General features: G+C 40.9%; 21 protein-coding genes. 2 read left to right on the plus strand and 19 right to left on the minus strand.

The genetic code is table 11. The features are described 5' to 3' along the window. Positions 1-19 precede the first annotated feature (19 nt). The 11 genes from ACZ42E_RS09025 to ACZ42E_RS09075 all read right to left on the minus strand — a co-directional run bounded on the left by ACZ42E_RS09025 (position 20) and on the right by ACZ42E_RS09075 (position 10,949). Positions 20-262, minus strand: coding sequence for a thioredoxin family protein (locus tag ACZ42E_RS09025; RefSeq protein WP_464892001.1), 243 nt, complete (start codon positions 260-262; stop codon positions 20-22). Positions 263-295: 33 nt separating this feature from the next. Continuing rightward, complete coding sequence (locus tag ACZ42E_RS09030; protein WP_464892002.1) at positions 296-1,345, minus strand: permease; 1,050 nt, start codon at positions 1,343-1,345, stop codon at positions 296-298. A 12-nt stretch (positions 1,346-1,357) separates the two neighbouring features. Then, positions 1,358-1,735 (minus strand): ArsR/SmtB family transcription factor, encoded by a 378-nt coding sequence (locus ACZ42E_RS09035; RefSeq protein ID WP_464892003.1) that lies wholly within the window; start codon positions 1,733-1,735, stop codon positions 1,358-1,360. A 233-nt stretch (positions 1,736-1,968) separates the two neighbouring features. Next, positions 1,969-3,957, minus strand: a complete 1,989-nt coding sequence (locus tag ACZ42E_RS09040; RefSeq protein ID WP_464892004.1) for a methyl-accepting chemotaxis protein — start codon at positions 3,955-3,957, stop codon at positions 1,969-1,971. Positions 3,958-4,150: 193 nt separating this feature from the next. Then, complete coding sequence (locus ACZ42E_RS09045; protein ID WP_464892005.1) at positions 4,151-4,981, minus strand: DUF169 domain-containing protein; 831 nt, start codon at positions 4,979-4,981, stop codon at positions 4,151-4,153. 25 nt (positions 4,982-5,006) lie between these two features. Beyond that, a complete protein-coding gene (locus tag ACZ42E_RS09050) occupies positions 5,007-5,840 on the minus strand; it encodes an energy-coupling factor transporter transmembrane component T (RefSeq protein WP_464892006.1) in 834 nt (277 codons plus the stop codon). 28 nt (positions 5,841-5,868) lie between these two features. Beyond that, on the minus strand, positions 5,869-7,401 hold the full coding sequence (locus ACZ42E_RS09055; protein WP_464892007.1) for an ABC transporter ATP-binding protein: 1,533 nt from the start codon (positions 7,399-7,401) through the stop codon (positions 5,869-5,871). Between the two features lie 12 nt (positions 7,402-7,413). Continuing rightward, the gene (locus ACZ42E_RS09060; RefSeq protein WP_464892008.1) at positions 7,414-7,980 is read right to left on the minus strand and encodes an ECF transporter S component; all 567 of its coding nucleotides are present in this window, start codon (positions 7,978-7,980) and stop codon (positions 7,414-7,416) included. A 148-nt stretch (positions 7,981-8,128) separates the two neighbouring features. Further along, entirely contained in the window at positions 8,129-8,710 is a 582-nt protein-coding gene (locus ACZ42E_RS09065) for a Uma2 family endonuclease (RefSeq protein ID WP_464892009.1), read from the minus strand. Positions 8,711-8,844: 134 nt separating this feature from the next. Then, positions 8,845-10,458, minus strand: coding sequence for a hydroxylamine reductase (gene hcp / locus ACZ42E_RS09070; RefSeq protein ID WP_464892010.1), 1,614 nt, complete (start codon positions 10,456-10,458; stop codon positions 8,845-8,847). A gap of 92 nt (positions 10,459-10,550) precedes the next feature. Next, a complete protein-coding gene (locus tag ACZ42E_RS09075) occupies positions 10,551-10,949 on the minus strand; it encodes an RrF2 family transcriptional regulator (RefSeq protein ID WP_464892011.1) in 399 nt (132 codons plus the stop codon). 197 nt (positions 10,950-11,146) lie between these two features. Between ACZ42E_RS09075 and ACZ42E_RS09080 the strand changes: the two genes are divergently transcribed. Further along, on the plus strand, positions 11,147-11,413 hold the full coding sequence (locus ACZ42E_RS09080) for a YciI family protein (RefSeq protein WP_464892012.1): 267 nt from the start codon (positions 11,147-11,149) through the stop codon (positions 11,411-11,413). A 65-nt stretch (positions 11,414-11,478) separates the two neighbouring features. Here ACZ42E_RS09080 and ACZ42E_RS09085 read toward each other — a convergent pair whose 3' ends face one another. From ACZ42E_RS09085 to ACZ42E_RS09120, 8 genes are all read right to left on the minus strand, one after another. Continuing rightward, on the minus strand, positions 11,479-13,518 hold the full coding sequence (locus ACZ42E_RS09085) for a methyl-accepting chemotaxis protein (protein ID WP_464892013.1): 2,040 nt from the start codon (positions 13,516-13,518) through the stop codon (positions 11,479-11,481). Between the two features lie 38 nt (positions 13,519-13,556). Next, positions 13,557-14,543: a 4-hydroxyphenylacetate decarboxylase activase gene (gene hpdA / locus ACZ42E_RS09090; protein ID WP_464892014.1), complete on the minus strand. Its 987-nt coding sequence runs from the start codon at positions 14,541-14,543 to the stop codon at positions 13,557-13,559. Positions 14,544-14,681: 138 nt separating this feature from the next. Further along, complete coding sequence (locus tag ACZ42E_RS09095) at positions 14,682-15,986, minus strand: MFS transporter (RefSeq protein WP_464892015.1); 1,305 nt, start codon at positions 15,984-15,986, stop codon at positions 14,682-14,684. 80 nt (positions 15,987-16,066) lie between these two features. Next, positions 16,067-16,339: a 4-hydroxyphenylacetate decarboxylase small subunit gene (hpdC, locus tag ACZ42E_RS09100; RefSeq protein WP_464892016.1), complete on the minus strand. Its 273-nt coding sequence runs from the start codon at positions 16,337-16,339 to the stop codon at positions 16,067-16,069. A gap of 5 nt (positions 16,340-16,344) precedes the next feature. After that, positions 16,345-19,068 carry a 4-hydroxyphenylacetate decarboxylase large subunit gene (gene hpdB, locus ACZ42E_RS09105; protein WP_464892017.1) on the minus strand — a complete coding sequence of 908 codons (2,724 nt, stop codon included), beginning with the start codon at positions 19,066-19,068 and terminating at the stop codon, positions 16,345-16,347. Positions 19,069-19,365: 297 nt separating this feature from the next. Then, a complete protein-coding gene (locus tag ACZ42E_RS09110) occupies positions 19,366-20,271 on the minus strand; it encodes a response regulator (RefSeq protein ID WP_464892018.1) in 906 nt (301 codons plus the stop codon). After that, the gene (locus ACZ42E_RS09115) at positions 20,272-22,323 is read right to left on the minus strand and encodes an ATP-binding protein (RefSeq protein ID WP_464892019.1); all 2,052 of its coding nucleotides are present in this window, start codon (positions 22,321-22,323) and stop codon (positions 20,272-20,274) included. Continuing rightward, positions 22,310-23,167 (minus strand): LuxR C-terminal-related transcriptional regulator, encoded by an 858-nt coding sequence (locus ACZ42E_RS09120; RefSeq protein ID WP_464892020.1) that lies wholly within the window; start codon positions 23,165-23,167, stop codon positions 22,310-22,312. Before ACZ42E_RS09120 ends, ACZ42E_RS09115 begins: the two co-directional genes overlap by 14 nt. Before the next feature lie 153 nt (positions 23,168-23,320). Here ACZ42E_RS09120 and ACZ42E_RS09125 point away from each other — a divergent pair, with 153 nt between their 5' ends. After that, entirely contained in the window at positions 23,321-24,727 is a 1,407-nt protein-coding gene (locus ACZ42E_RS09125; RefSeq protein ID WP_464892021.1) for an esterase/lipase family protein, read from the plus strand. The last annotated feature ends 35 nt before the right edge of the window (positions 24,728-24,762 follow it).

The raw sequence follows: 24,762 nt of genomic DNA on the forward strand, positions 1-24,762 counted from the left end.
AAACTTTTTTATTCCGTAATTACTGCATTTCTTCCTGGATAAACTTCTTTATCTCTTCCCTCTTTAAAACCTTGCCTGATGACTTAACTTTGCCGTTAACCACCAGAGCCGGAGTCATCATAACCTTATAGCTCATGATTTTTTTTATATCCCCTACTTTTTCAATATCAGCCGCTACATCCATTTCCGCCAGAACATTGCGCACCTCTTCCTCCAGCTTCTTGCATTTCGCACACCCGGTTCCCAGAACTTCAATTTTCATCCTATCATCCTCCTTTTTGGTATTAAAAAATTTTTAGCCAAAGAAATGCCCATAAAGCCATCCAGTCAAGGTCGCCATAACTACTACCAGCACAAAATAAGACAGAGTACGTTTAAAGCCCATAATCCTATTTACTACCAAAAGGTTGGGGATGCTTACTGCTGGTCCTGCCAGAAGCAGTGCCAGGGCTGGCCCCTGGTTCATGCCCAGATTGATAAGTCCCTTCACAATCGGAACTTCGGTCAAAGTTGAGAAATAGAACAGAGCCCCTACCAGGGAAGCTGCAAAATTGGCTCCCAGAGTATTTTCCCCCACATACCTTGCTATCCACTGTGGAGGGAGCACTGCTGTAACCATGCCTACCAGGAAAACCCCTACCAGAAGGGTGGGAACTACCATCTTAACCAGGCTCCAGGTTTCTTCCATCCAGGAATTAAATTCGCCTTCTGCAAAATAGTGATGTACCATGATAGCAATAGAGTTTATAAGGCCAATATCTACGGCAATTTTTATCCAGGTCCCCAGCTTGCTGGTACTTACGATAAGTATGGCTACCAGCACTCCAAAAAATACAACCAGAAACTTGCCTGATTTTTCACTGGTTTCCCCGGGCAGGCTTTCAATTTCCCCCAATCTCTCCCTTTCTGATTTTCTAAAAAGCAAAGACATTATAACCCCGATGATTATGGAAAACAGTATAGCCCCTGCCCCTCTGGCTGCTCCCATATGCCAGCCGATAGCAGCCCCGGTAAGGGCAATAGCCAGAATATTAATAGCCGGTCCCGAATAGAGAAAGGTAGTAGCCGGACCTATTCCTGCCCCCAGGCTGTATATACCAGCAAAAAGGGGAAGCACCGTACATGAGCATACCGCCAGCAAAAGGCCGGATACAGAAGCTACCCCGTAGGCTACCCATCTTTTAGCTTCGGCTCCAAAATATTTTATGACCGCGCCTTTGGTTACCAGCACCGCCATGGCCCCGGCAATAAAGAAGGCCGGCACCAGACAGGTTATAACATGAAAAGACAGGTAGTTTAACAGTTCATTAAAACCGCCTTTAAGCATAGCAAGCAAAAAATCCATTTTACTCTCCTCCTAAAGCATCATCTTTTTCCTGGTTTTAGCTGTATTTTTTCTCCTTATCGCGCAGGTATCATAATCTAATCCTTCCATACGCTTTACTTCCTTTTCAAATCCCTCTATTTCCTGTAAAGGGCGATTCATAAAAAGCGAAAATTCCTGCATAAACCTATCGAAAAATTCCCGGTTAAAGGAACATATCCTTTTTGGCCCCTCTCTTCTTTCATTTACCAGGCCGGCCTGTTTTAGCACCTTTAAATGCTGGGAAATCCGGGGCTGGCTGATATCCATTATCTCCTCCAGATCGCATACACAAAGTTCTTTTTCTGCAAGCAATCTTACTATCCTGAGCCGGGTAGGTTCCCCCAGGGCCTTAAAAACCTCTTCATACACCTTGGCCTTCCCCCTTAATCTATCTTTATCTGTTCCGGAACTTTTTAAATATATTAGTATATACTTATATATTAATATGCCCTTTTAAAAATGCAATATGCCAAACCAGGGAAGCTATAAAACATACTTATAACTCAAATAAAGCACGATAAGGTAAAAAGGTTAACCTCTCCTCATCATGGCACAACAAAAGGGACTCCTGCCGGAGTCCCTCGCTAGCTTGCTCAGGCTTTTTATATTTTAAACCTGTCTATACTTTCCTTAAGCCCCATTACAATCTGGTTAAGGTTCTGCGCAGTAGCTGCTACTTCTTCGGAAGAAGCAGTCATCTCTTCTGAAGAAGCAGCCACTTCTTCAGTAGCTGCTGAATTTTCCTCAGCTACCGCACTGGCACTGGCCACCTTCTCAACTACTACATCCTTGGAATTTACTATGCCCTGCATCTGTCTATAAGTTTCATCAAGATACACCGGCACCTTTTCAACAGAACCTATTATTTCATCAAAAGCCTTTACACTGTTGGTCAAAACTTCCACCTGTTTTTCCACCAGCTCTCCCACTTCTCTGGCTGTTCTGGTAACTTCTCCCGCATCCCCGGTAATAGAAGCCACCAGCTCCGCTATCTTTTGCGTGGAAAGCCGGGATTCTTCCGCCAGCTTTCTTACCTCATCGGCAACTACAGCAAAGCCTCGCCCTGCCTCTCCTGCCCTGGCTGCCTCAATAGCTGCATTAAGAGCCAGAAGATTAGTCTGCTCCGATATGCCGGATATTATATCAGTGATACTGCTTATCTCCTGTACTGATGAAGTAAGGTTTTCTACTTTAGCCACCACCAGTTCAAAAGCTCTGCTGACATCTTCAATCGAGCGGGTAAGCTTGCCAAGTTCCACTTTACCGGCATCGGCTTTACGTGCTGTATTGTCTGTCTCATCCTTAAGCTCCTGCAAAGCATTATAAACACATTCTATACTGTCTATAACTCCCTGCATGGCTTCTGATATATCCATGAGATCCTGAGCCTGGTTGGTAGCCCCTTCCGCTACCTGCTGCATGGTGGTAGCTACCTCCTGGGAAGATGCTGCCATCTCTTCCGATACCGCAGCCAGTGATTCCGCATTTCCTGCCACTTCATCAGCTTTGGCCTTTATATCACCCATAACCATGCGCAGGGAATCCTGCATATGCTTGAATATCCTTGATAGATGCCCGATTTCATCCTTGCGCTTCATAAGCTTCTCATCCATATCGCCGGTAAGGTCAAGCTCGGCTATGCGCTCGGTATTTTTTACGACCTGAATAATAGGTTCGGCCAGCATCCGCCCCAGAATATAGCTTACAAAAAACCCGATAACAATCACCAGTAATGTAACCAGTATATTTTGCTTCTGCACCTTGCTGACTTCCCGCAAAAACTCATTCTCAGGAGCAGTAACCGCCAATATCCATGTAGTCCCCTCTATCGGCATAAATGCATTATATATCCATCTATTATTGAAGAAATAACGAGAAATCCCCTGTTTCTCCCTCAGCATTTTTTCAAAAGCCCTGGCTACCGATTCCATGCTTTTATCCTGTTTAGCCTTTTCTATTGGATTAAGCTGATCGATAACCTTCTGCCGATCATGATGGGCAATAACTGTCCCTTTTTCATTAATTATGTATGCATATCCAGTCTCTCCAAACCCCATGTCATCAACCATTTCGCTCAAGGCATTGCCATCACGCCTGCCTACCAGGACTCCAGCCACCTTCCCGTCCACCTTTATCGGAGCAGCAAACATGACTACCGGCTGTCCGGTGACCTTGCTGATAATAACATCTGACACATTAGGGGTACCTTCAAACGCTTTCTTTACATAATCCCGGTCCTCCAGATCAGCAGTCGTTCCGTCATCATAATAAGCCCTGCCGTCAGGATAAACCACCGCTATCGCCAAAAAACCATACTCCTCTTTAGCCTCTTTTAACACGGGAAGCTGCCGTTTTAAATCCATACTCCTTATTTCATCATAGTCAGCCAGTACCTGCATCTGCCTTAAATTCCCCTGAATGCGGCTGGCAACCGTCTTGGCATCTTCTTTGGCTGCTGTCTTAAGCCCAATCTGGGCTTGCTCCAGAACCGCCTTTTTAGCTCCTCCGGTAGCCAGCAAACCGGTAGTTAAAGAAGCCAGCACCACCAGAGCCAGAATTCCAGCAATTATTTTTGCCCTTATGCTTTTCAAAACTCCTCTCCCCTTACCTTCTAATATTTATTTAATTTTCATTTAATCTTATATACAAAACCGAATTGTTTATTGCTATAGGACCATTTCCCTCCTTCTTCTTTATTTTCTATTTTTCTACAAAAGCATTTTATATCAAAAATATTAATTTACGCCAAAATAAAAAGCAAGGGTTTTACACCCTGCTTTAATTTTATATTTCCTTTTCTTTCAAGTCCAAAGGCAGTTCTTTGCCTTTAGCCCTGAATCTTTCCACAATTTCTTTTTTGCGTTTCACTATATCTGTAGTATTTATAGTGGCAATCACTCCCTCAGCAAGGGAAACAAAATTTTCTGCCGGTATGCCTACCGCCATCTCCTCATCTTTCCAGCGAGCTAGAAGCCTTGTAGAAGGACATAAAGGACTCAAATTTAATCTTCCAGATAGATAAGGCTCCACCGTGACCTCTGCACAGATAGCCTGCATGGAAGCCCCTGTTATAGTAAGCCTTCCCCCTTTATGATAAATATACCCCTGCTGCAAACGCATGGCCTGATAAGGATTTACAATAAATATAATTACATCTGGCATTACTGTAAAATCAACTAGAGGCTGTACTATAACCCCGTACGTCTTAACCCCCAGGCGATACAAACCTGGCACTCCCTCACGGGTGCGCCTGGCTGCAGCTGGAGTAGCATATAGATTATATGAAAAATATTCCTGTCCTGATTCTATGTGCTCTGTACTTTCCTCCAATGCCAGGGCAGTTGTTCCCCCATCACAATTATGATGGACAAGGAGCGATTTATTTCCATAACCGCGGGTAGCCCTCTCCACCATGCAGCAATAGCTCATTTTTCCCCTAATCTCTTCAACATCAAAACTTTTGTATTCTTCTTCCGAAAAAACCAGCTTTACTCCCACGGGCACCCTTTCCAACCCTAAAGCCATGGTTAAATCTTCCACATATTCACTAATAAGTTCCCTATCTAGAGGGTCACCAGGCAGGCCATAAGTTATTTTAGGATGTTTATAAGGCATTCCTATCACTTCCTTGTAAAAATATTTAAATATCAAACCCCAGACTGAAATAGCTTATGCCCAACTTATGAAATAATACCACAACCGTAATAATATAAACCAAAAACACTACCAAAAACCCTATATCTTTTTTGGTAAACTGCAAGCTTCGGTAATAAGTTCTCTCCCGCCGCGAGCTAAAGGCACGCGCCTCCATAGCCAAAGCCACCCTTTCTCCCCTCCTCACAGCAGCTGCCAGCAGTGGAATAGGATAAACCTTTAAAAACCTTATCTTTTCCAGCATACTGCCGGAGCTATTTACCCCTCTTATTTCATGGGCAAACCTTATACTTTCAATCTCTTCCCTAATAGTAGGCAAAAATCGGTAGGCCGCCAAGGCTGAATAGGCCAGGGCAGGTGGCAATCTAAAATATTTAATCAAGGCTACAGTTAAGTCTACAGGATTGGTAGTCATAATAAAGCATATGGAAGAAACAATTATCGCTAATATGCGCAAACCTAAAGCCAAGGCCAAAGTCAAATCATACTCTGTCCAGCTAAAAAGCCAAAAAGTATATTCCCCCATCTCCCCTTTAATCCCGCGGGTAATCATGGTAAACAATATAAATCCGCAAGCAAGAAATAAAAATGGATATACCGCTTTCAAAAACTGTAAGCATATATTCGAAGCCAAAATCCATACCGCAATAAAACAGGTCACAATAATCATAGCCGGTAAATAAGGCTTATAGTCAAAAGTTATTAAAACTGTGACCACAATTAAGGCAATAATTTTTATCAAGGGATTTATGCTGTTTAAAAAATTTTGTTCCACCATCTCTCCAGCTATCGCCTGATTAAACAATCTGCTTCTCTCCATTTATATATAAATTTAATGAACTCATTTTTTAACTGCTGATAACTTCACAACTTTCTTCTAAAAGCCCTGGTTTTTCCAATCCCGCTGTTTGCAATATCTCCTCTCTTTGAAAAAGTTCATAAGGAGTACCATCAAAAATTATCTCTCCCTGGTTTAAAACAACCGCTCTTTGGCAGTAAGCATTTAAAATTTCCATATCGTGCGTAATCATAATTATAGTCATACCTTCTTCATTGAGCATTTTCATATACTGCATCAATTCCATGGTATTATGCCTGTCCTGCCCATAAGTAGGTTCATCCAAAATAAGCACTTCCTGGCCAGCAATAAGCATAGATGCCACACTAAGTCTCCGTTTTTCACCCTGGCTCAGTTTATAAGGACTTAGTTCTGCCTTTTCCAATAACCTGAACTTTTCCAGACAAGATTTCACTTTCAGTTCTGCCTGTTTAGCCTCACAGCCTAGCACTTTTAAAGTATAAAAAAGTTCGTCATAAGTGCGGAAAGAAACAAACTGATGTTCAGGATTCTGGAAAACCATCCCTAAAGCCTGCATAATTTCCCTTCTCTTCATCCTGCGCAAGTTTTTCCCTTTAACAACTATATCTCCCTTGTAGTTATTAAAAAGACCCAAAACCAGTTTGGCCAGAGTAGATTTCCCGGAACCATTCCGTCCAACCAATCCAACAAACTCGCCTCTATTAATTTTTAGATTTATATTCCTTAAAACTTCTCTGCCACCTGTATAAGCAAAAAAGAGATTTCTAATCTCAATAAGAGGAAACTCTGCTCCCTGGTTTGGTTCTGATTTTAAAAGGTCTAAATTATTTTTTAAACCTCGTAAGCCAGTTATCTTGGCTGCTTGCCTAACTGGCTTTAAGTCTTTTGCCCAGGCTCTACCTTTATCGATTGTTACCCACTCATCAGCTATGGCCAAAAAAAAGTTAAGCCTGTGCTCTATTAAAATTATGGTTTTATTATGTTTATCCCTCAAAGATACAAGCAAATCTCTAAGTTCCCGGGCAGATGCAGGATCTAGATTGGCACTGGGTTCATCTAAAATCAAAATCTCCGGCTGCATGGCCAAAATACATGCCAGAGCTACTTTTTGTTTTTCTCCTCCCGAAAGTTGATGCAGCTGCCGATAACGTAAATCTTTTATATTCAGCAAGCCCAGTGTTTCATCAATTATATTATCGATTTTCGCTGGAGCTACTGCCAGGTTTTCCAGTCCAAAAGCAATTTCATCTTCTACCGTAGTAGTACAAAAACTCATTTCTGGATCCTGCATAACCAGCCCTAATTCATGACAAAGATGTTCCGGCTTTTTGCCTAAAATATTTGTATTCTTATATATTACCTGACCATTTACGTCTGCCCTTATAGAAAAAGGAATAAGCCCTGTTAAAACATAAGCCAGGCTGCTTTTTCCGCCCCCACTTGGCCCGGAAACCAGAGTTATAGTATTTTTCTTTATTTTTAAATTCAAACCATACAAAATGGGTTCATCTGCATCTTCATATTTTACTGATAAATCTTTGATCTCCAGCAAATCTTGCAAGGATTTACCTCCCTATCCCTGCCGGGCAATGGCATAATTAGACAAAACACCGGTTTTCGCCAAGCCATCTGCAACCAGCTTGCTTAAAAGCCCACCTATCAAAGCCCCGCTTATCATACGCACTATAATCATACCGAATAAAACCTTACCCGGAATGGCTGCATAACCAAACACAAAATAATCCCTTACAAATATGGCACAAGCTGTAACTACCCCTGCAATAATCAGGGTACCTGCTGAAAATCGTTTATATCCTGTAAGAAAGAATACAAGCTCCGGGGCTAAGCCCTGTATAAAACCAGCAACCATTACATTTACAAATCCAAAAGGATCTCCTGCCAAGGTCGATATAAAAGCAGCCAGGGTAGAGCCTACTACAGCTGCTCCCGGTTTGCGCATTATATACATAATAAGTATGCCGGGGACAAAATACATTCCATACATTATTTCTACCCCTATAGGACCCAAAAGAGATTGCAGGGGAATATAAAGGTTGCTCCAAAATACAAAAACTACTCCCATAACAGCTGCGATCATAGCCCCAACTACAATTTCGCTTAACTTCCAGCTTTTTGACATTATCTTTCTCCTTCCCTATAATAATAAATTATTTTTTGGTTAATCCATTGTTATATATATCATTATTTATAAAATTTATCAATAATTCTTCTAAATAAAAAAAACTGCTTTAGCCAACAAAAACTAAAGCAGCTTAATAAAGTTAAATTTACCTGCCAAAAACCTCCCCCAGGTCAATCACCAAATCCGGAAAAATGCCTACCATAAGCTTGTCACCTTTATAATAAGTGCCGCTTTTTTCATATTTCCCTTCCTCATTCGGTTTATAAACATCTATAACCTTTTCCATGGGGAATACCACCCAGTACTCTTTTACCCCATGTTTTTCATACAGAAGAAACTTTTCGTGCAAATCCCGCTTGGCCGTAGCGGGAGAAATCACCTCCACCACCAGGTCAGGAGCTCCAATAACCCCCCTGTCATCCAGCTTAGACATATCACATACCACCATTATGTCAGGCTGCAGTACATTGACAGCCTCATCAGGATCCTGTCCTTTTTCCGGCAAACGTACATCCAGAGGAGCTGCATAAACTTCACACGGTTTGTCTTTTAGATAATTAAAAAATTCGGCAAAAAGCAGCCCGGATATACGCTGGTGTTCCCTGCCTGGCCCGGGAGCTAAAAGATAAGGAGTTCCATCTATAAGCTCATATCTTTCCTCTGTATCCCAGCGCAGATAATCGCGATAAGAGAATTTTTTCTTTTCTTGCGGACGAGGATAGGACATAAAATCCTCCTTTCCTTAAACTATCCCCCAAATACCTGCATCCCATTTTTTACATTATATACTGTAAACACCAGAAACATAAAGCCGGCACCCGGAGAATATATCCCCATGCCGGCTTTATAGAAAAATATGCTTTATCCTAATATAGCCCTTAAGTCTTCTTCGGGAGTGCTTATAGGCTTAAGGCCGAACTTATCTGCCAGCACAGACAATACATCAGGAGATATAAAAGCTGGCAGGCTTGGCCCTATCCTTATATCCCGAATTCCCAGATACAGCAGGGTAAGCAGGATAGATACCGCCTTCTGTTCAAACCAGGAGAGCACCAGGGATAGCGGAAGTTCATTTACACTGCAGTCAAACGCATCTGCCAAAGCCAGTGCAATCCTAACCGCTGAATAAGCATCATTGCACTGTCCTACATCCAGAAGCCTCGGTATCTCACCGATCGCCCCCAGTTTCCTGTCAAAGAAGCGGAATTTTCCGCATCCCAAAGTCAAAATAACTGTATCCTGGGGGGCCTTTTCTACTATTTCAGTATAGTAGCTTCTTCCCGGCTTGGCTCCATCACAGCCGCCTACCAGCAGGAAATGCTTGATGGCACCGGTTTTTACCCCTTCTATCACTTTATCTGCCACACTTAAAACCGCCTGCCGGGCAAACCCGGTCATAACCTCTCCTGCATCCAGGTCTTCCTCAAACCCCGGCATTTCCAGAGCTTTAGCAATAAGTTCATCATAATCGTGGTTTTCGATATGTTTTACCCCCGGCCAGCCTACCGGCCCTGAAGTAAATATGCTGGCTTTATATGCTTCTTTTGGCTCCTGCAGGCAGTTGGTGGTCATCAATATAGGGCCCGGGAAACCCTCAAACTCTTTTCTCTGGTTCTGCCAGGCAGTTCCATAATGGCCATATAAATGGGGGTATTTCTTAAGCTCAGGAGAGCCGTGAGCTGGCAGCATTTCTCCATGGGTATAAACATATATCCCTTTATCCCGAGTAGCTTCCAGAAGCATTTTCAAATCATACAGGTCATGCCCGGAGACCAGTATACATTTGCCTTTTTTATGTCCCAGAGGCACTGCAGTCGGTACTGGATGGCCAAAAGTTTCCGTATGGCCTTTATCCAAAAGTTCCATAACAAGCAGGTTTATCTCTCCTGATTTTAAAAGCAGCCCCAGCCATTCATCGATGCTCATTTCCTCCCTGCGGATAGCAGATAAAGCTTCATAGAGAAAAGAAAAAACCTTTTCATCCTCTTCGCCTAACACCCTGGCATGATAAGCATAGGCAGCAATTCCGCGCAGGCTGTAAAGCAAGGTTTCCTTGAGGGATTTTATGTTTGTATCAGGATGGTCGGTTATAAGTCCTATTTTAGATGCTTCCGCCAAAAGAACATCCATGTCATCAACAGGTTTAAAACCATCTGCTATTTCATCACTTATAAAATCACTTATTTTAAGCTTAAGTTCATCCCTTGCCGCAGCAACCTTTATTATATAATCCTTTATCCTCTCCGGGTCAAAATTGACATTGGTAAGGGTAGAAAACATAGCCTCCAGAAAAAGAGCATCTGCTTTTACATCTTTTATTCCCTTTTGCCTCGCTTCCAGGGCAACTTCTGCCATTCCTGACAGAGCATATGTCAGCAGGTCCTGAAGCAAAGCCACCTCTTCCTTCTTGCCGCACACCCCTACTGAAGTACAGGCTGCTCCTTTTGAGGTCTGTTCACACTGATTGCAGTACATTCCATCATCCTCCCGTTTATTTCTAATATTTTAAGGCAGGGGACTTTTTTGATTATTTTTACCTTTTTAGTCTATTTTGGGGCTAAAAAAATTTACTTAAGCAAGTCTGCCAGAGTATGCCGGCTTAGTTCTTTAAGCATAGCTTCCTGGGCCCGCTTAAGTTCCCTTGAAACTACACATTCCGGCTGATTTGGGCACTTATAGCCGGGAAGCAGGCATACATTAAGAGCAATAGGCCCTTCCACTGCTGTTATTATATCTGCAATAGTTATCCTGTCTGCCGGCCTGGCCAGCCTTATGCCTCCGCTGTTTCCCCGCTGGGTTACTACCAGATCAGCCAGCACCAGAAGCTTTACCGTCTTTTTTAAAAAATCTTCCGGTATATCCTGCCTTTCCGAAATAACCCGGGTAGATACCAGTTCCCCCGGCGGAGCCTTGGCCAGTTCCAGCATAGTACGAATAGCATATTCACTCTGCCGCGTTATCTGCAATTTTGCTACCCCTTTATTGTGGATTAAATTAGTCCCCTTTGATGTTTTTATAATAATATATATCTTCCATTTAATCAACCGTTAAATTTAAAACCAGGTCCGGTTAGGATCATTCTCTTTTTCTATAAATAGCCTTTGGCATTCGCCTTTTGTTATGCTAATATATACATGCCAAAACAAAAGAAGGGGGAACAGTTATGCCTTATTTCGTCGCTTTTCTCACCACAGTCGACCCGGAAAAAGATGCCGCTGTCCTTGCTGAACACAAAGCATATCTTGACAAGTATATAAAAGAAGGCAAGATATTTGCCAAAGGTCCCTTTATGGACCACAGCGGCGGACTTATTATCTATCACACTGAAACAGAAGAAGAAGCTTATCAAATCGCCTTAAACGACCCGGTTATAAGAGAAAAAAGCCGGGAAATGGTATTTAAAGCCTGGAAAAGCACCTTGCCGGAATAAAACAAAAGCTTGCTAGGATTCCTACTGACCAGCTGATCCTAGCAAGCATATTATCAAAATCTAATCTACAACTTGAAAAACTGAGTACTTTTTACCATTTCATCAGCCACATACAGCTGTTTTTCTGACATTTCCTCTATGTTATTCAATATTCTTATAACTTCATCAATATGCTGGTTTACCGTAGTTGTAGAAGCGGTAGTTTCCTGTACAGCCGCTGTTATGCCTTCGATATTCTTATTAGCAATTTCCAGCATACTGGCAACTTCCTGCATAGAAGCAACAAAACGTGAGGTTATATTTTCAACAACTTTCATATTTTCTGCATACTTTTCCCCTGCTTCTACCATTCCTGAATAATCATTGATTACATTATTCTCCACAAAATCTAAAACTTCTCCTATATTTTCTGTAAGATTTTTGACCGCTATATTTACATCAGAAACTACATGCTGAATAGATTCAGCAGTGTTGGCAGCATGTTCGGCCAGCTTACGCACTTCTGCTGCCACTACTGCAAATCCCTTACCATGTTCCCCAGCTCGGGCTGCCTCAATAGCAGCATTTAAGGCCAATAAATTAGTTTGCGCGGCAATATCAGTTATACTGTTCGCCATCGTTGATATTTCCTCAACTACCTGTGCTGAAGCCACTGCCTGACTTATTAAATCCTGTTTTTCCTTATAAATACGGCATGCTCTTTCCTGAGCTTCAACAGCATTCAAGCGCATGTTCTCTGCACTTTTCTCCAATTCTTTAACCTTTTCAAAACCCGACAGAGCTTCTTCTTTTAAAAATTGAGCTTTTGTATTTATATTGCCCATTACCGCATTTATCTCCATTATAGAAGCACTGGCTTCTTCCATTCCAGCAGCAATATAACCAAGAGCATCCCCTATTTCTTTTCCCCTTTGCGTCATGTCACGTACAGAACCTGTCAAAACTTCTGCCGTATGCCTATTATTGTTCACAGCATCTGTAACCTGTTTTAAAACTCCTCCCAGGTGATTTTTTATATCCCTAAAAGCCCTGGCTAAAATCCCTATTTCATCACTTCTACCGCTATATTTTTCCCAACTATCTCCTTTAAAATCTCCTTCCGCCATGTTAAAGGCATATTCTGCAACATTTCTTATCATGCCTGTCATATGACCAATCACTAAGTATAGTATAATCAGCATAAAAAACAGTATCAAAAATGAAATGATAAGCATCTTCTGTTTAAGCATACTGACAGGCTGTAAGACCTCTTTCACAGGAGTTGTCAAAGCCAAACTCCAATTAGTGCCTGGTACTTTTTCAAAAGCCATCAATTTTTTTTCTCCACGATAACTATAAACAGCTACTTTTGACCTTCCGGAAACCATTTCTTTTATCAGTTCCGCAATTTCACTTAAATCCGCATTTTGTTTGGCCATTTCCGGTATATTCTCTTCATCTATAACCTTTTCTAATTTTTGGTGTGCAATAGTCTTGCCTTTCTCATCAACAGCAAAAGCATACCCTGTTTGGCCATAAGAAATTGAACTTATCATTTCAGAAAGTTTTTTGCCATCAACAAGCCCCATAAGTGCGCCTATTTTTTGACCGTTCTCTTTGGCATAAATGGGAACTGAATAAACAAATACCACATCTCCCCTCTTACTAACCAAGCTGCTGGAAATATAATTACTGTCTGCAGGCATTTTTTTTAAGTTAACCTCATAGGCATGAAGCAAATCTGTCCCACTAATGCTATATAAATTTCCTTGTTCATCTTTTAAAACTAAATCTAAAAAATACAATTTTTCTTTGTTGCGCAAAAATTCTTCCTTTAAAATTGCTACTTTCTCATTAATGGAAGTGTCTTTAGAAACTACCACATTGTTAGACGCCATCCCTTCCAGCACACAAAAACGCGCTGCATTACGTGAACTTATAGTATTCGCTGCTTGTTTTGCTACCTTCTGCATAGAATTTTCAATTTCCCTCTGCAATATATAACTGGAAGTTTTAATAGCCACTCCTACCAATAAGGCACAGTTAATAAAAATTATCCCACATACTATCATTAGCAACTTAATGCGTAAACTTCCTTTAGCATTTACATCTCTAACTCCCAACATATTTTTTACTACCTCCTCCCACAACTAAAAATTAAAGACTAAAAGCAGGTTTCATGTCCTATATAACAGGCTATTCTCGCTTCCAAAAATCTATCCTGTATCTCCTCTAACCTTTCCCGCGGAGTACCAGTCTCATCAGCATACTTATAAACCAGCCCCAGTTGCTTCCACTTAGAATCTCCCAATCTGTGAAAAGGAAGAATATTTATCTCAAAAAGCCCCAGTTCCTTCATAAAATCAATTATCTTTTCAATATTTTCATCATTATCGTTATACCCTCTTATTACCGGCATTCTCAAAACCAATCTCCCTTTCCATCCGGATTGAGAAAGAGCTTTTATATTGTGCAAAATAAGCTTGTTGCTAACCCCAGTTTTAGCACGGTGTTGAAAATCATCCATGTGCTTTATATCAATAAACGCAAAATCCAGGTAGCGAAAAGCCTGTAAAAATATGCCTGTATCCACATATGCACTAGTTTCAATAGCTGTATGTATATACTTATCCTTGCAGCGCATAAGCATTTCCATTAAAAACTCATGCTGTACAAAAGGTTCGCCTCCACTAAAGGTTACTCCCCCTCCGGAACCCCAATACTGTCTGTCCCTATCTAGAATTTTCAGCAAAGCATCCACAGACATCCATCTTCCCACTATCCTTATGGCTTCATAGGGACAGGCTACTGCACAAAGAAAATTTTCGCAACTGCTGCACTTTTCACGATCAAATTCCAGGATATTTTCACGAGAATTGCTGATTTTTATAGCTTGATAAAAACAATTATCTATACAATAATGACAGTTATATGATTCATGCTTGCACTTCACGCTGCTAAACATTACCTGTTTCTTTACCATCAGCCCTTCCGGATTAGCGCACCACTCACAGCGCAAAGGGCATCCGCTCATAAAAATCAAAGTCCTGCAACCCGGACCATCATGTACTGAATAGCTCTGTATGTCAAAAATTAACCCCTTTTTGACTCTCACTTCCGTACTATGCATAACCATTTTCTCAACTCCCATCCAAAATAATAAAATAATTTTATAAAAATCCCGGCCAGGAACTAAGAAGAACAGAGAATTACTTTTCCTGTTCCCCGTCCCTGGCCAAAAGTTAAAGTTGTGGGATGAGGTTAGAAATATTGGGGGACGAGGGTAATATTAATTAATTCCTGCCGGTGCCGCTTCTTCCTCAACAGATACGGGAGGTTCCGCCTTTAGCGGCAGTAAAGCTGCCACTACTGCAGAAACTAGGAAAGCACCACCGGCAAATAGTATCGAATTCAAGTAATTGCCAGATATATCAAAAAGATAAGCACCCATGTAAACCCCTACCGCTGGTCCAATTCCCATCACTATTAAAGTAGCCAGGCCCCATATTTTTCCTAGTGACTGTCTGCCATAAACAGAGCCAGCATAACCTGCTACTCCCCCAGGTTCAATAGCCCAATAAACAGCGAACAAAATACAAGCTAGCACACCAAACAGATAACTCACTTTGGTAAGCAACAAACATACACAGGCTATCACGCCAACTGTCGGGGCAAATATAAGCATTACTTTCCGGCCTTTACTTTCGATATCATATCTGGCCACCACTTTATCAGCCACTTTGCCCATAAGAGGCATGGTAAATATGCCAGCTATGCCTATTATTACATAGAGGTTAGTAGCACTAGCCAAAGAAAGCTTAACATCATTGGTCCAGTAATTCACAACCTGAGTCCAGATTAAAAATTCCGCCAGCATACTGGTAAGAAAAGCAATTATAGCTCCCCAAATGGCAAATCTTTTAAAAGCATCTCCTAAATTCCATATATATTCAGCTTTGGGAGGTCCTCCTGCAGCAGGAGCCTTAATAAGCCCAAATGGTTCAACTCCATAGTCTTCAGGATTCTTTCGAGCAAGCAAAGCCGCCATGGCAAGGGCTACAAAAACCACTACCGCCAGACCCTTCATAGCTTGCTGCCAGTTCATAGTAAGTAAAACCTGCTTTACTCCTAGACTCAAAACTACTTGAGCAATAGGAGCTCCCATAAATGCTATCCCCCACATACTAGCATAAGTGCTACCTACATACCATTTACGTACTGACACTGTAGAAGACACCCACAACATACCAGTCCCTATGCCAGCAAAAAGAGCATAAGGTATAAGATATTCCAAATAAGTGCTGGCATTACTAGTCAGATAAAATCCTAGCGCTGCGCAAACCGCTCCTATAGCATAAGCAGGTCTGGTTCCCCAGCGATCGATTATCATGCCGCTGAAAAAAGCAGTTATTGCATACACACTCATCATTAAAGAATAACCAAGCGATAACTGAGTAACGCTCCAACCCATACTTTCAGACATAGGCCTCAAAAGCACTGAAAAAGTAGCCCTATACCCAAAAAGACAAAATACTGCTAACCAGGAAGCGGCTACTACCATCCTGCCCATGTTCTGCCTGCGCGCTTCATCCATACATTCAACCTCCCAACCATATGTCATTCGCAAAATTTCATGAATTCATGAAAAGGGTGCCTAAAGCACCCTTTTCAGTTTTAATTCTGGCATTTAACCTGATAGTTTTCACAGGTTACCGCAATATTTTCCCCAAAGGCCCAGTAGTTATCTTTGAAGCCTTTGCAGGTACCAATATCGTCTTTGTCAACATTTACAAAATGTCCGCAATTTTTGCACTTGGGAAGCATTTCAAATTTTTCACACGGTTCTCCATCTATAAATATAAGCTCATTTTTTATCCGACAAATACCTTTAGCCACGTCTACCGGTGCAAAATTACGGCAGTCGTTATGCTTTAATCCATTAGCCATTAAAATCACACTCCTTCATATTCAGTACGTGCTATAACTTCATCCTGTATGGGCTTCCCAATTTCAACCCAGTACTGGGTAAAGCCAGCTACACGTACCATCAAGTCGCGATAGTTCTGAGGATTCTTCTGGGCATCTTTCAATATTTTAGAATCCACTATGTTATACTGAATGTGGAATCCACCTTTGCGCATATAAGCACGAGTGAGATCAAGCAGCTTGCGAGCCCCTTCTTCCCCTTTTATGGCACTTGGATGTATCTTGAGGTTCATCTGAGAATTCTGAGACTGTGTATGGTCCCAAACAGTAGCGGAATTAAATAGTGCATACGGGCCGCTGCGGTCAGTTCCCGGATAAGCTGACATAGAGCCATCTGCATAGGTAGTTCCTGCCAGCCTGCCATCTGCAGATGCCAGGGTTGCAGCTCCCTGTGGCGCATGAGTAGATACAGAAATCTGGCAAGCATACAGCGGTTTGCCATATAAAGATTCGTATCTCCGACACATAGCACAGAACCATTCTTCATATTCCTTAAGTATGGAATCGACATATGGATCATCATTACCATATTTGGGAGCTAGCAAACAATCACTGTAAATACGGTCGTACTTATCGCCATCAGGCCGCTTTTCTTGTTCAGCCAACGAGAAACTACCTACTTCAGCTGCTGTCTTGAATCCAAAGTTATTAAGCAGTGCATCTCTCAATTCATCGAGGGTGTATTTCTTTTCGTCATAAACCAGTTTCTTAATAGCAGCCAAAGAGTTAATCTGGTTTATAGTTCCACAACTTTCCACATTGAAAGTTGCATTATATCTGTAACCCATGTTGCCAATATGATGTCCTTTAGCTAAACAATCAGGTTTTAACAGAGAATTAAATACCGCCATATTATTCTTGCGCCAGATATCATGCTGAATATTGTTGCATTTAGCTAAACAATCAACAGTCATTTCATAATATTCTTTGAAAGTTTCCCACAGCTCTTCATAAGTTTCCAGTTTGCGATTATGCGGAGGATAAACCTGTATGCCAGTTCTGTGATCATAGCCATTAAAAAGTACACATTCCAAAATCTTTGGATTAGCTATAAAATGTACCCCTACACTGGTAGGCTGGCCGGCTCCTCCTGGTATTTCATACTGTTTTCCGTTTAAAGTAAGCGGCATCCATGCACAGGGAGAAGTTTCCAAACATCCGCCTATAGCCCAAGCCCTCGCCTCTTCTACTGTCATCCCTTCGGCCTGGTATTGATCAAGTATAAACTGTAAGCCTCCCTGGAAATTCATCCATGCTGGATAACCGGTTCCCGTCTTGTTACATTCAATAGCCTTAAGCAAAAATTCTTCCGGAAGTTTTTCATCATACAGAACTGACAGGGTAGGCTGCGGAGTCTGGTTGCGCATAGCTGCTTCCAGTATAAGCATTTCCAGCCTGTTGGTAGCTGGTCTGCCATCACGAGTAAGTCCGCCCAAACTCAGATTGTTAAAGGTATTCCCCGACAATACGCCACCTACTACCCCCATAGAGGCAAAACAGTCAATAAGAGTCATCTTCATGCGATGGCATTCTAAAAGTTCAATAACCTCTTCCTCCGTTATACGTCCCGCTTCTATATCCTGTTCAAACCAGGGATAAAGTACCTGCCCTAATCTTCCAGGAGACATACCAGAAATAGCATCTTCATTTAAAACAGCAATATGAATAGTGTAAGTAAGCTGTAAAGCTTCCCGGAATGTTCTGGGCTGTTTGTGAGCAATCCATTCCAAACATTCAGCTATTTCTTCATATTCTTTTTTCTGCTTAGACTCATCAGTAATCGAAGCCAATCTTCTAGCTTCAGCAGCATAATTAAGTATCCAGGCCTGAATACCTTCCAGCACGAGTTTAGCAGCTTCATAAAAATAAAGCCTATCCATTCCAATAATGCCGTCACCATCAGCTCTGCCCGCCACTTTAGCTTTACCTTCCTCACACATCTCAATCAAACGATCAAACCCGTACTGTAAAGGATAATAATAATTAATTACTTCACGTCCCTGCGGCAGAGTATAACCAGAGTCAAACATACATATAACAGATTTCATTATATTTTCTTTTAACTGATATTCAGGTACCATTTTTTCATATTTCTGCCCCAAATCATCAACCGAGCGCCCAACCCAAGCCTTGGCCAGTTTTACAAGAGCTGGCACTTCTTCTTTGCGAATGCCAAATTTACCCGCAATAGAAACCACATTGCCAAAGCTCTGAGTTACATTACCACCGCCAGTGCCAAACTTTGACACTTCATCCGCACTGGTACGACCAGCTGATAAAGCTGACTGATAGAGCTCATCCTCTTTAGCCATAAAGTAGCCTTCAGAAAGCCACGGCATAGGAAAAGAGCCTCTGTAATAATGAGCTTTGCCCATAACCAGAAGTTCCCCGGGGAATATAGTGGGTGTAAGATGTGAAAAAGCATGTTTTAAAGCTGCCGCCCTGCGTACTACTGGAATTTCGCCTTCCAGCTCATCATATTTGCGGGTATACCAGTAAGGAAACTCTACCGTAGCCGATGAAAGAGTCTGGAAATATAACTCTTTAAGTTTTTTAACCCTTTCACACGGTTCTTTTTTAACTTCCCTATCTACCATTTCTTCAGGAGCTCTGCCGCCATACTGAAAACTTATGGGCATCCCTTTTTCCGCCAAAATCTCTTCCAATTTCACTTTTTTGTTAGCAGCCACCTTAAATTCCCTCCTCTTTTTAATTTGCCTTTTCGCTTAGCATCACTTTGTACAAATTACTCTTAATATCACCCCCTGTTTTCATCTCATAAATCATTTGCCTGCCGTTTCTCTTTTCACTTAAAAATTTATTACTAATGCAACTACAATCATATTGACCATAAGCCCTGTAAAAGCCCTAAAATACCAAAAAAAATAAGACCTCGAGGTTATGCAAATATAACCCAGGTCTTAAAAAGCGTTATATTTTTATAAAAATAATACTTTTCTAATTCTTTTGTTCATTTAGCAGTCTATTCAAGTCATGCCCAAATTTTTTCTAAAATCTTCGTCTTCCAGCACCTGACATAAAGCTCTATACACTACCTCATCAAAAGCACCTTCTGCCACTTTTCTATCGAGCACATTCAAAGCCTTGTCTTTATTTTTAAGTTGTTCCTGTAAGTTAACATACTCATCAACCAGCGTCAATATCTTGAGCTCTAACGAAAAATTAACACCTGTTATTTCCTCCGGAAAACCTTTACCATTCATCCTTTCATGATGGCTGTATACAAAAGTATACATTTTATCCAGCAAGTTAAGAGGGCGAATAATTTCTATTCCTTTTCTTGTATGCTCATCTCCCTTTTCCACTATTTTACCAATATCATGCAAATAAGCTCCTGCCATCAACAACTCAATCTGTTCTCGGCTCAAATTCAAAACAGCTGCCACCTTACCACAATAATCAGCTACTACCATAACATGTTCATACAATTCTTTATCACAAAGTTTGATCAACTGCAAAAAGCTAGCAATCACTGATTTACCATCCTCAAAATACCGACAGCGTTCCTTTCTGCGCAAGAGAGCGGTTACTATACTCCTAAGTTCACTATAATTCACCGGCTTGGTAACAAAAGCATCAGCTCCCACATCAAAAGCTCTTATGCGATCCTCGACATCATCCAAAACAGTCAGCATTATAACTGGTATTTGAAAAGTATCCCAATTCCCTTTCAGCTTCTTGCAAATCTCAAACCCGTTCATTCCAGGTAGCATAATATCAAGCAAAATAATATCCGGCTTATATTTAAGGACGAACTCGAAAACACCTGTTCCCACAGATAGCTTATAAACCTCATACCCCCAGGTATGCAAGACATCACCCATAACTTCACAGCTCAGCATATTATCATCTACTAACAAAATCTTTGCCATCTAAACCACCTCTCCACCTGACAAAAATGTTCCTGCTAACGCTATAGGCATTTTTATCACAACTTCTGTTCCCTCACCCTCCCGACTAAAAAGAAAAATCTCTCCTCCATGCAATTCTACCAGTTTCTTGGTAAGCGGCAAACCCAAACCAGTTCCCCCGTATTCTCTGGCGTATGAATTGTCTATCTGCTCAAATTCTTCAAACACCCTGTTTAGATAAGCTTCAGGAATTCCAATTCCGTTATCCTTAACAGCAATCCAATAAAAATTTTCTTCTCTCCACAGCTTTATCTCTATTTTCCCTCTCTCGGGAGTAAACTTGATTGCATTAGAAAGCAAGTTATACAAAATTTGTTTAAATTTTTGCCTATCCACCATGACCAAAAAATCATCCGCCAACCAGCTACAACTTATATCTATTTTTTTACTTTCCGCCCAACTTCTTATTTCTTCAATACTTCCTGTTATCAGATCGCAGACAGAAAAAACCCCCAAAACCAAAGTCATCTTACCAGCCTGAATCTTAGCAATATCAAGGATATCATTAATTAAATGTAGAAGATGTTGAGCGGCAGTATTTATATTTACTATATACTTGTGCTGCCTCTCGTTTAATTCTCCAAATATCCCTTCTTCTAAGGCCTGGGCGCTAGTGATTATAACATTTAAAGGAGTTCTTAGTTCATGGCTCATATTGGCCAAAAACCTAGTTTTCACTTGGTCTGCTTTACGCAAAATTTTTATGGCTTCTTCTAATTCTTGGGTCCTCATTTTTACCTTGGTTTCTAATTCATTATTAAGTTCTTTGAGTTGTTGGGAAAGCTCGGTCTGTTTTTGGTGTTCTTCTCTTAATCTTTCTATGAAATTTTTTTTCTCTTCCTCGCGGATATATAACTCATTTGACATTTTTTGTAAATTTTTTAGCAGAAGTATTGCTTCAGAACAAGAATTGTACAAAAATCTTTCCTTTATTGACAGTTCTCTTTCACCAGAAGCTATCTTCTCTGCCCACCGCGCTGCTTCCAATATAGGTTTCGATATGTTATCAGCCATAAATTTGCCAACTATCAGCATTATACCCAAAAGGATCAGAGTTTGTACTATAATTATATTGCTGTTTACTTTTTGCAAAATATTAAACTTCTTTTCCGGTATACCCACTCCCAGAGCCCCTATGATCTTGCCTTCATCACCATATAATGGGCAATCCAGAAAAAAATGTATTTCATCATCTATCCTTACTTGCCCAAAATAATAATCTTGCTCGCCCTCCAAAGTATCAACTTTTACCGGCACCAAACTACCAACAAAATTGGTTTTGCGATTGCTTTTTATGTTAGAAGTTACCCTGACATCGTATAAAGAAAGAGATAAATAAGAATCTTTTATATACCAGCTATACCTTTTGGGCAAAAACGAATCATTGTTAGTTATATCCCCTATTAAAAGCGCCCCCAAATATGTTCCATTCTTTTCAAAAATCGGCACTGCTGCTGTTAAACTATGTACATACTTAAATACGCCTTCTTTTTGCTGCAACCTTACCTCAAACTTTTTATAATCTTCAGTTCCAGGAACAAAAAGATTTTCCAAAACTATAGCCTGATGGGCAATAACTGATTTTTTATTTTTCCTAGCATCACCTAACAAACGGCTAAATTCCGAAATCTGTGGCGAAAGGGTTTCCGGATAACTATAAAATAGACTATTGTTGCTATCCAGCAAAATTATATAATCCGTGAAATCATTTATTTCTTGTAACTCACTGATTTTTTGAGCAACTTTTTTACTATCTTTTTCTCTAACTGCTGATAAAAAATCTTCAGTCATTACCATCACAGCTGCTGCCTTCTCCATTTTTTCTACCCTAGATAACATTACACTCTGGGCTACCTTGGAAGCATTTACAAGATAATGCCGCGCACTATTTTTAATTTGCCGGTCCAAAACTAATTGCGATATAAACATCAGGCTCAGCATAGGAAAAACAAGTAAAAATATTATCAACAACATAAGTCGTCTTTTTATACTCATAATTTCACCTTTTTCCAAGCTGCTGCTGACAAAATATTATAAGTTGTCTCCTATCCTTCATCTGCAGTTTTCTTAAGATATTGCTCACATGCACCTTTACTGTTTTCTCACTTATTCCCAAATAATCAGCGATTTCTTTATTGCTCATCCCCTGTAAAACCAGTTTAACTATCTCTATTTCCCTCAGACTCAGATGATTTTGCAGCAAAAAAACATCTGCATCCTCTTTATGTGGTTTTATTTTTTTATCTTCGTTGGTAAACAAATTATCATCCAATTTTAAAATCTTGAAAAAATTCTCAAAAAAATTTATAACATTATGTAATCTTTCTTCTGGAACTGCCGGAATACTATGCCCTAAACGTGTAATATATGAAGTATCAAGACCTTGAGATAAGCTGACAAACCCCCCTCCATAAAATATAGCCATTACCTCATCTTCATATAAAATAGGAATAGCAAAAAAACTCATTCCCATATAACAAGTCCCTATGACAGTTTCTTTTTTATCTAAAACTTGAGAAAGCATGATTTGTTTCTGTTTTTTACACCTCTCCTTATTTTTAGAAATTATTTCATAACAAAAAAGAGAAGAATTTGACCATACCGTTATTCGCTGTCCACTTCTGTCCCACAAGCAAAAACTTAAACCCAGCATTTCCGCCAGAGAATCTTGTAAAGCTTGCATGTTATCTTTACCCAATCTCCTCATAAGCTGACATTCTTTTCTATAATCATTCCATCCATCCATTAAAATTTTACCCCCAAAGCTACCACAACCACCTGTAAAGCTGTTTATCAGGCATTCAATGTTTTTCACTTTTCTATTAATTATATCGCATTTTCTGACATATAATTTCAACTTTATTTACAATTTCTTAATATTCCTAATGACAACAATAATAAAATTTAATATTTCCCCGGTAAATATTGACATAAAATTTCTTTTTGTAATATTATTTATGATAATATGACAATAATAATATCTTGTGAACTTAAAAAGGGGGAATAGAAAGTGTTCAAAAAAAATCTTTTCGTCCAGATTATCACGCTCCTTTTCCTGTCTTTTAATTTTTTCTGCCCTACTGCAGTCAAAGCCAGCACCCCCCCTTCCGGCAACAAGTATCCAATCATCCTGGTACACGGGCTCGGGGGTTTCGGCCGCGATGAAATGCTTGGCTTTAGATACTGGGGAGGGCTTTATGACATTCAGGAATACCTGAAAGCCCAGGGATACGAAGTCTATACAGTGGCAGTAGGGCCGGTTTCCAGCAACTGGGACAGGGCATGTGAGCTTTACGCCCAGCTGGTCGGGGGTACTGTCGACTACGGAGCGGCTCACGCCGCCAAATACGGGCATGCCCGCTATGGGCGCACTTATAAGGGCCTAATTCCAGACCTGGGCAAAATTGATCCCCAAACCGGGGAAATTAAAAAAGTCCACCTTATAGGGCACAGTATGGGAGGACAAACAGTAAGGACATTAGTTCAGCTGCTGGCAGAAGGTGATGAGGCAGAAAGGAGCTTTTCTCAGGATAATATGTCTCCTCTTTTTGCTGGTGGACACAGCTGGGTAAAAAGCGTGACTACCATATCCACCCCCCATGATGGGACTTCCCTCGACAATGCCATAAATAAAGGAATGCCCTGGCTGCAGAGCTTTGTAGGATTTATGTCTACTTTAAGCACCCCCAATAACATTTATGATCTTAAACTCGACCAGTGGGGCCTTACCAGATACCAGGGTGAAAAATTGAGCGACTATTTAAGCCGGGTATTTAACAGCTCCTTCTGGAAAACCAGCCGCGATCTTTCCAACTGGGACCTCACCGTCGAAGGGGCCAGAGAGCTTAACGGATGGGTAAAGGCCCAGCCTGATGTCTATTATTTTTCCTGGGCGACGAATGCTACCCGCAAAGCGCTTTTTTCCAACTATCAGGTCCCGGTAATGAGCATGAACATTTTCCTGCAGCCGTTTGCCCTGCATATAGGTTCCTATACCCGCAATGTGCCCGGACAGGTACCTATTGACAGTTCTTGGTGGCCCAACGATGGGCTGGTAAGCCTTATTTCACAGAACGGGCCCAAGATAAATTCTTCTGACAGTATTGTCAACTTCAGCGGCACCCCTCTTCCCGGCGTATGGAACTATATGGGGGTAATGGATACATATGACCATATGGATATCATCGGTATTGGCACCCTCTGGAATCCATGCCCCTGGTATTTGAATCATGTTAAAATACTGGCTTCTCTGCCCGCTGACTACATAACAGCACCAGCTAGCAACAGCCAGAACCCGGTACCTGATTATACTGATAACAAAACTACTTCCCCGGAAAACATCCCTCCTTTAGAAGCAGCAGCTCCTGACGAAACAGCTGATGGGCTCATCCAGTCTAATGCCAATACTGAAGAATAACTGATACTTCATACATCCCAGGTTTTAATGCCGGC

The sequence above is a fragment of the Thermosyntropha tengcongensis genome, from assembly GCF_055381335.1.

Excerpts from the sequence above, each read along its gene's own strand:
- hpdA (WP_464892014.1), bottom strand. The coding sequence starts at position 14,543 with ATGGGAGTTGAGAAAATGGTTATGCATAGTACGGAAGTGAGAGTCAAA.
- ACZ42E_RS09085 (WP_464892013.1), bottom strand. The coding sequence starts at position 13,518 with ATGTTGGGAGTTAGAGATGTAAATGCTAAAGGAAGTTTACGCATTAAG.
- hcp (WP_464892010.1), bottom strand. The coding sequence starts at position 10,458 with ATGTACTGCAATCAGTGTGAACAGACCTCAAAAGGAGCAGCCTGTACT.
- ACZ42E_RS09045 (WP_464892005.1), bottom strand. The coding sequence starts at position 4,981 with ATGCCTTATAAACATCCTAAAATAACTTATGGCCTGCCTGGTGACCCT.
- ACZ42E_RS09060 (WP_464892008.1), bottom strand. The coding sequence starts at position 7,980 with ATGTCAAAAAGCTGGAAGTTAAGCGAAATTGTAGTTGGGGCTATGATC.
- ACZ42E_RS09050 (WP_464892006.1), bottom strand. The coding sequence starts at position 5,840 with ATGGAGAGAAGCAGATTGTTTAATCAGGCGATAGCTGGAGAGATGGTG.
- ACZ42E_RS09065 (WP_464892009.1), bottom strand. The coding sequence starts at position 8,710 with ATGTCCTATCCTCGTCCGCAAGAAAAGAAAAAATTCTCTTATCGCGAT.
- ACZ42E_RS09030 (WP_464892002.1), bottom strand. The coding sequence starts at position 1,345 with ATGGATTTTTTGCTTGCTATGCTTAAAGGCGGTTTTAATGAACTGTTA.
- ACZ42E_RS09110 (WP_464892018.1), bottom strand. The coding sequence starts at position 20,271 with ATGGCAAAGATTTTGTTAGTAGATGATAATATGCTGAGCTGTGAAGTT.
- ACZ42E_RS09080 (WP_464892012.1), top strand. The coding sequence starts at position 11,147 with ATGCCTTATTTCGTCGCTTTTCTCACCACAGTCGACCCGGAAAAAGAT.
- ACZ42E_RS09095 (WP_464892015.1), bottom strand. The coding sequence starts at position 15,986 with ATGGATGAAGCGCGCAGGCAGAACATGGGCAGGATGGTAGTAGCCGCT.
- hpdC (WP_464892016.1), bottom strand. The coding sequence starts at position 16,339 with ATGGCTAATGGATTAAAGCATAACGACTGCCGTAATTTTGCACCGGTA.
- ACZ42E_RS09025 (WP_464892001.1), bottom strand. The coding sequence starts at position 262 with ATGAAAATTGAAGTTCTGGGAACCGGGTGTGCGAAATGCAAGAAGCTG.